The organism is Pantoea sp. CTOTU49201 (assembly GCF_032054795.1).
Taxonomy (GTDB): domain Bacteria; phylum Pseudomonadota; class Gammaproteobacteria; order Enterobacterales; family Enterobacteriaceae; genus Pantoea; species Pantoea symbiotica.
Genome location: NZ_DAMBSA010000277.1, coordinates 496 through 6,532 on the forward strand (window position 1 = coordinate 496; position 6,037 = coordinate 6,532).

Sequence of the window (6,037 nt, forward strand, 5' to 3'; positions counted from 1 at the left end):
TCGCCATCTAACTGCAGAATGATGCGGAAAGCACCGTGCGCAGACGGGTGGTTCGGACCGAGGTTAAGGAACATGAAGTCCTCATTGGTGGTGCTGCGCTTCATGCCCCAATCTTCAGGCTTGAAGGTCAACGCCTCCATCTCCAGATCTTCTTTCTGCTTAGTCAACTCGAAGGGATCGAACTCGGTAGCACGCGCCGGATAATCTTTACGCAGCGGATGGCCTTCCCACGTCTGCGGCATCATGATACGCGTCAGGTGCGGGTGACCATTGAAAGTGATACCAAACATCTCCCAGGTTTCGCGCTCATACCAGTTGGCGTTGGCGAAAATTTTGGTGATAGTTGGCACATTCAGATCGTTTTCAGATAAAGCAACCTTGAGCATGATGTCGCGGTTACGTTCAATTGAAAGCAGATGATAGAAAACGGAAAAATCCGCGGCGGGCAAACCGGCGCGGTTAGTGCGTAAGCGCTCATCAAAACCGTGTAAGTCATAGAGCATGACATACGGCTTTGGCAGCTTGCGCAGGAATTCAACGATTTCTAATAGCTGTTCACGCTTTACCCAGACAACCGGAATCCCGGTGCGGGTAGCCTGAACGGTAAAGGCATCCGGCCCAAAACGGTTACGCAGCTCGCCGACCACTGGGTCATCCAGGTGATCGCGGGTTTGCCATGAAGGCTGTGCGAGATCTTGCGTGGTTAAATCAGTCATACGTTACTCACCATTCCGGCCTGTAATCAGGCGCTCAAAAGAAGGCGTCAGGATGGCGGCGCACATTAAATTGTGATGTTCTGCTGTGGCCGTGGCTCCATCCGTGTACGGGAAGCTTAAACTTCGTCTGGCGATCTCAGGTTGGTGACGGCAATACGCTCGCCACGCTTTCTTTCACGCTCTGGCTGCATGTTGGCGCGATAAACACCCTGGTCACCCACCACCCACGACAGTGGACGACGCTCTTTGCCAATCGACTCACGCAGCAGCAGCAACGCCTGCATATACGCTTCTGGACGCGGCGGGCAGCCAGGAATGTAAACGTCAACCGGCAGGAATTTATCTACGCCCTGCACCACCGAGTAGATGTCATACATGCCACCCGAGTTAGCGCAAGCGCCCATGGAAATCACCCATTTCGGCTCCAGCATTTGGTCATATAAACGCTGAATAACCGGCGCCATTTTGGTAAATGGCGTACCGGCGATCACCATGAAGTCAGCCTGACGTGGCGAGGCGCGCATTACTTCGGCACCAAAACGTGCCACGTCATGCACTGCGGTGAAGGATGTGGTCATTTCCACGTAGCAACAGGAAAGGCCGAAGTTATACGGCCAGAGAGAGTTTTTACGCCCCCATTTCACCATGTCATGCATGGCTTGTTCGAGCTTGCCCATATAGACGCTGCGGTGAACATGTTGTTCCAGCGGATCGGTAACCGTTTCCTGTTTCTGCAGAGGATAACGATCGTTATCGCCGCCCCCGTTCGGGTCTACGCGTGTCAGCGTGTAGTCCATCTTATTGCCTCGCTTTTACTGCTTATGAGGGTTGGTGTGGCTGTGACTGACCGGGACAGATTTGACCACTACGCGACGACGCGCAGGAGCCCAATCCAGCGCACCGATGCGCACCAGATAAACCAGGCCTGCCAAGAGCACCAAAATGAAAATTGCGGCTTCGACAAAGCCGACCCAACCGCTTTCGCGAATGGACGTCGACCATGCGTATAAATAGAGGGCTTCGACGTCGAATATGACGAAGAACATCGCAACCAGATAGAATTTTGCAGAGAGGCGAATATGAGTGTCACCGACCGACTCAATACCCGATTCGAACGGAGTGTCCTTGTGTCGCGCACGCGCACGACCACCTAACAACCAGCCACCGGTCAACATAAAGGCACACAGGCCGAATGCGATAACGATAAAAACAATAAATGCCCAGTGATGAGCGATCACTTCTGTAGTTGTCGACATACTCTTTGCTTACTCATCAAAAGTGGTGATGGCATCCTGCACTGTTGCAGCAAACACACCACATCGATTCAAGGGAAGGATAAAAAACCTTATAAATTTTGCTGTCATTAGCAATAAAGCAGCAATTTTATAGGGGTTTTTACTCCTTTCTATAACCTTTTGTCAACTTTGACAAAAGTATCCAAACATTATTTTACAGCTGCATCATATTATTAACATTCAACCCTCTGAGCGCCAGCTAAATCGCTTCAGTTTGTGAGGTTAATTTTAGTGTAGCGGGTATTCACATGCGTGGATCGTGCATTTAACAATCATATTTTGACAGGTCTCGCCCGAGATTCCCCCCCCTTATCAGGGGTATTTTTTTGATCTAAAGCACATAACTGGGTTTTATGCTGCAAAAAACAGCGGAGAGGACGGGCAAGTGCCCTGGAAAAGTTGGCACGAATTGATAAAACCATTCCAAATTGGATGAAAAATGGAACACGTTTCATTTTTAAGAATGAGATTGAAATAAAGTCGAGGGAATTACATTTAAAGTGGCAAGTAAGATGGCATAAAAAAAGCCTTAGCCGGCAATTACCTCGCTAAGGCCCATTTTTATACGTTTTAACAATTAACCGGTATTCCATTTGCGAGGAATTACCAGCAACTGTAGCCCTTATTCTTCGTCATCCAGCAGCAAAGTACCGTCTGGATTAGCGCTCAGATTGTAAGGATCATTGGTAGACTGCATGGCATTGAAGATAGCCAACGCCAGTTCGTTATCGCTGTCTGGATTGCGGCACAGCAGATATTGAGTATCAGGCAGCACTGGTAAACCTTCTGCCGCTCCCATCACTCGCAATTCTGGGCTCATCATCTCGACTGGACGCGCTGTCACACCCAAGCCCGCTTTAACCGCCGCACGAACGGCAGCCAGCGTAGAAGCAACATACGAGATGCGCCACGGAATGCCAGCCTCGTTGAGGTGATCAATCGCCATATCGCGATACGGGCTTGGCTCATCCAGCAGGACCAAAGGGATGGCTTCCCCGCGCTGGAAGATATAATCTGCCGCGCAGTACCACAACGTTGGCGAAGTACGCAGTACCTGATGAGTAAAGTTTCCTGGGCTGGACGTCGTCACAACCAGATCGACTTCACCTTGATTAAGCATTTCCATCATGAACGGGTTGCGCTTAACACGCACATCAATGGCCAGCTTCGGATAGACCGACGTTACGCGGTTAAGCAGGAACGGCAGAATGGTATCTGAGGTATCATCTGAAGCGCCAATGGTCAGAACGCCCTGGATGTTGCTGTACATTAAAGAGGTGCAAGCTTCGTCATTAAAACGAAGGATTTTCCTGGCGTAACCCAGCAGTTGAATGCCATGCTCCGTCAGCAATTTATTACGTCCATGTCTGGCAAACAGCTCTTTACCTACCAATTGTTCCAGACGTTGCATCTGCTGGCTCACTGCTGACTGCGTTCTGCACACGGCGGCAGCGGCTGCTGCAAAAGTGTTCAGATCGGCAACGGCAACAAATGTACGCAGCAGATCGAGGTCGAGATTCAGTATCGGACGATTTGCATTAGTCATGTTTTTCTTCACTTATAAGATTTTTTAAAACTACTACCCTGGTGTATTACCCGACTTATCAAAGAGATAAGAGGCAATGGTGCTTAATGACAGCCCTGTGTGGAGCTGCCATGAAAAAATTTTGTCAGGCGGATGCCGACGATCGCACCACTCTGAGATCAGAGCAGCGTCGTCATTATAGACAGCAGAACTTCTGGGCCGAAAACGTATGTCGTACAGGTGCTGGAAGCTGCGTAGTTGTCTATGTATCCCGCGTAAAGTCCCTGCGGGCTAAAAAGAAATAACATCATGTTATGTAGATGCGAAGCGATAAAGTGCATCAAATAATAAATTATACTTAATCATTTTTACGTTATAAATGGAAATGTTTTTGTTCAAAACATCGCAATTTTTGACCAAAAGCCTCTCCGCACAGATCCTGCCATAACGCTGCTCTTTTTTTAAGCCCCCCAGGTTCTGAAACTTGAGCATCAGCGTTAAAGTGACAGTGCAAATGCTATTTTAAGACTGTTTTACACGATATTAGGTCCGTTACTGACGCTTAATCTCGCCCTTGATAAGTGAATAAGAATGCACTTCATTTTAAGACGCCAGCCAGAGCTTAATCATTGCCAGACATTTTTTCGCCATCCAACAAGAATCACTTAACTATTTCGTTAGGTCGCTATTCTTTTTTTGCGCCAATAGTGACTGAAAAATTTCTGAATAGTCTTCTGTGGCGATGCAAGAAGGCATTTACACGTCAACTCCACCTTACCAGTTTTTAATCTCACTTTTTTTCACATTAGTGGATTAATGAACCAGATTAATCGATTTTCAATGACTTTTACGCCATGTGGCGAGAGAAAAAATGGCAAACGCGCCAAAACCAAACGCTACCCTTCTCTTGTTAAGGTGAGAAGAGTAAATTGGGCAAGTTTGATTTTTGGTGGCAGGTTAAAGGACTCTGCCCGTAAAGGCGGTAAAAATGAATTTTCAAATTGATAAATCCGGCAAGCTGGAAAATGTCTGTTATGACATCCGTGGCCCGGTACTGAAAGAAGCTAAACGTCTCGAAGAAGAAGGCAACAAAGTTCTCAAGCTGAACATCGGCAACCCTGCCCCATTCGGTTTTGAAGCACCTGATGAAATCCTGGTGGATGTCATTCGCAATCTGCCGAGCTCGCAGGGTTATTGCGACTCGAAAGGGCTGTATTCAGCGCGTAAGGCGATCATGCAGCATTACCAGGCGCGTGACATGCGCGATGTCACCGTCGAAGACATCTATATTGGTAACGGCGTATCGGAACTGATTGTGCAAGCGATGCAGGCATTGCTCAACAGCGGCGATGAAATGCTGGTGCCTGCACCGGATTATCCGCTGTGGACCGCCGCGGTTTCGCTGTCGAGCGGCAAAGCAGTGCATTATCTGTGTGATGAATCAGCGGGTTGGTTCCCTGACCTGGATGACATTCGTAGCAAGATCACCCCGCGTACACGTGGCATTGTCATCATTAACCCTAATAACCCGACCGGCGCGGTGTACAGCAAAGAGCTGTTGCTGGAGATTGTTGAAATTGCGCGCCAACACAATCTGATTATTTTCGCTGATGAAATCTACGACAAGATTCTCTACGACGAAGCACAACATCATTCAATTGCTGCGCTGGCCCCCGATCTGCTGACTGTGACCTTTAACGGCTTGTCGAAAACCTATCGCGTGGCGGGCTTCCGTCAGGGCTGGATGGTTTTAAACGGTCCGAAGAAACACGCGAAAGGTTACATTGAAGGGCTGGAGATGCTGGCGTCGATGCGCCTGTGCGCCAACGTTCCGGCACAACATGCGATTCAGACCGCGCTGGGTGGCTATCAAAGTATTAGTGAGTTCATCGCGCCCGGCGGCCGTTTGTATGAACAGCGTCAGCGTGCGTGGGAATTGATTAATGATATTCCTGGCGTCAGTTGTGTGAAGCCGCAAGGTGCGCTGTACATGTTCCCGCGTATTGATGCCAAGAAATTCAACATCTTTGACGATCAGAAGATGGTACTGGATTTCCTGTTGCAAGAGAAAGTGCTGTTGGTTCAGGGCACCGCGTTCAACTGGCCGTGGCCGGATCATGTGCGTATTGTTACGCTGCCGCGCGTGGACGATTTGGAAATGGCCGTCAGCAAGTTTGGTCGTTTCCTGCAAGGGTATCGCCAGTAAATTGTGGCGCGTATACTGTTCGCATTTCGGGGAAAAGATATCTTCCCCGCCGTGCGAACAGGAACCGTCCATGACTCGTAGCCATTTTTTCGCCCACCTTTCCCGTCTTAAACTGATCAATCGCTGGCCATTGATGCGCAATGTGCGCACTGAAAACGTCTCCGAGCATAGCTTACAGGTGGCGATGGTTGCTCACGCGCTCGCCATCATCAAAAACAAAAAGTTTAACGGCAACCTCAACGCCGAGCGCATTGCCATGCTGGCGCTCTATCACGATGCCAGCGAAGTGCTGACC

7 protein-coding genes are annotated in these 6,037 nt (G+C 49.1%); 3 read left to right on the forward strand and 4 right to left on the reverse strand.

What is annotated here, in order from left to right; all coding sequences use genetic code 11:
• The 4 genes from RTY00_RS17415 to lrhA form a co-directional block, all read right to left on the reverse strand.
• Positions 1 to 716, reverse strand: a 716-nt coding sequence (locus RTY00_RS17415) for an NADH-quinone oxidoreductase subunit C (RefSeq protein WP_312665273.1), incomplete at its 3' end; no start/stop codon positions are given.
• Between the two features lie 116 nt (positions 717 to 832).
• Positions 833 to 1,513 (reverse strand): NADH-quinone oxidoreductase subunit B, encoded by a 681-nt coding sequence (locus RTY00_RS17420; RefSeq protein ID WP_312665274.1) that lies wholly within the window; start codon positions 1,511 to 1,513, stop codon positions 833 to 835.
• 15 nt (positions 1,514 to 1,528) lie between these two features.
• Complete coding sequence (locus RTY00_RS17425) at positions 1,529 to 1,972, reverse strand: NADH-quinone oxidoreductase subunit A (RefSeq protein WP_007889316.1); 444 nt, start codon at positions 1,970 to 1,972, stop codon at positions 1,529 to 1,531.
• 661 nt (positions 1,973 to 2,633) lie between these two features.
• Positions 2,634 to 3,557 (reverse strand): transcriptional regulator LrhA, encoded by a 924-nt coding sequence (gene lrhA / locus RTY00_RS17430; protein WP_007889314.1) that lies wholly within the window; start codon positions 3,555 to 3,557, stop codon positions 2,634 to 2,636.
• A 795-nt stretch (positions 3,558 to 4,352) separates the two neighbouring features.
• On the opposite strand from lrhA, the gene RTY00_RS17435 reads away from it, so the two are divergent.
• From RTY00_RS17435 to yfbR, 3 genes are all read left to right on the forward strand, one after another.
• A complete protein-coding gene (locus tag RTY00_RS17435) occupies positions 4,353 to 4,541 on the forward strand; it encodes a hypothetical protein (RefSeq protein WP_312665276.1) in 189 nt (62 codons plus the stop codon).
• The gene (locus tag RTY00_RS17440) at positions 4,525 to 5,742 is read left to right on the forward strand and encodes a pyridoxal phosphate-dependent aminotransferase (RefSeq protein ID WP_008105154.1); all 1,218 of its coding nucleotides are present in this window, start codon (positions 4,525 to 4,527) and stop codon (positions 5,740 to 5,742) included. Before RTY00_RS17435 ends, RTY00_RS17440 begins: the two co-directional genes overlap by 17 nt.
• 70 nt (positions 5,743 to 5,812) lie before the next feature.
• Positions 5,813 to 6,037 (forward strand): 5'-deoxynucleotidase (yfbR, locus tag RTY00_RS17445; protein ID WP_312665277.1); only part of this gene is annotated, 225 nt, incomplete at its 3' end.

Bases quoted from the DNA above. Each gene is read 5' to 3' on its own strand.
- RTY00_RS17420 (WP_312665274.1), bottom strand. From the start codon at position 1,513: ATGGACTACACGCTGACACGCGTAGACCCGAACGGGGGCGGCGATAAC.
- RTY00_RS17425 (WP_007889316.1), bottom strand. From the start codon at position 1,972: ATGTCGACAACTACAGAAGTGATCGCTCATCACTGGGCATTTATTGTT.
- lrhA (WP_007889314.1), bottom strand. From the start codon at position 3,557: ATGACTAATGCAAATCGTCCGATACTGAATCTCGACCTCGATCTGCTG.
- RTY00_RS17435 (WP_312665276.1), top strand. From the start codon at position 4,353: ATGAACCAGATTAATCGATTTTCAATGACTTTTACGCCATGTGGCGAG.
- RTY00_RS17440 (WP_008105154.1), top strand. From the start codon at position 4,525: ATGAATTTTCAAATTGATAAATCCGGCAAGCTGGAAAATGTCTGTTAT.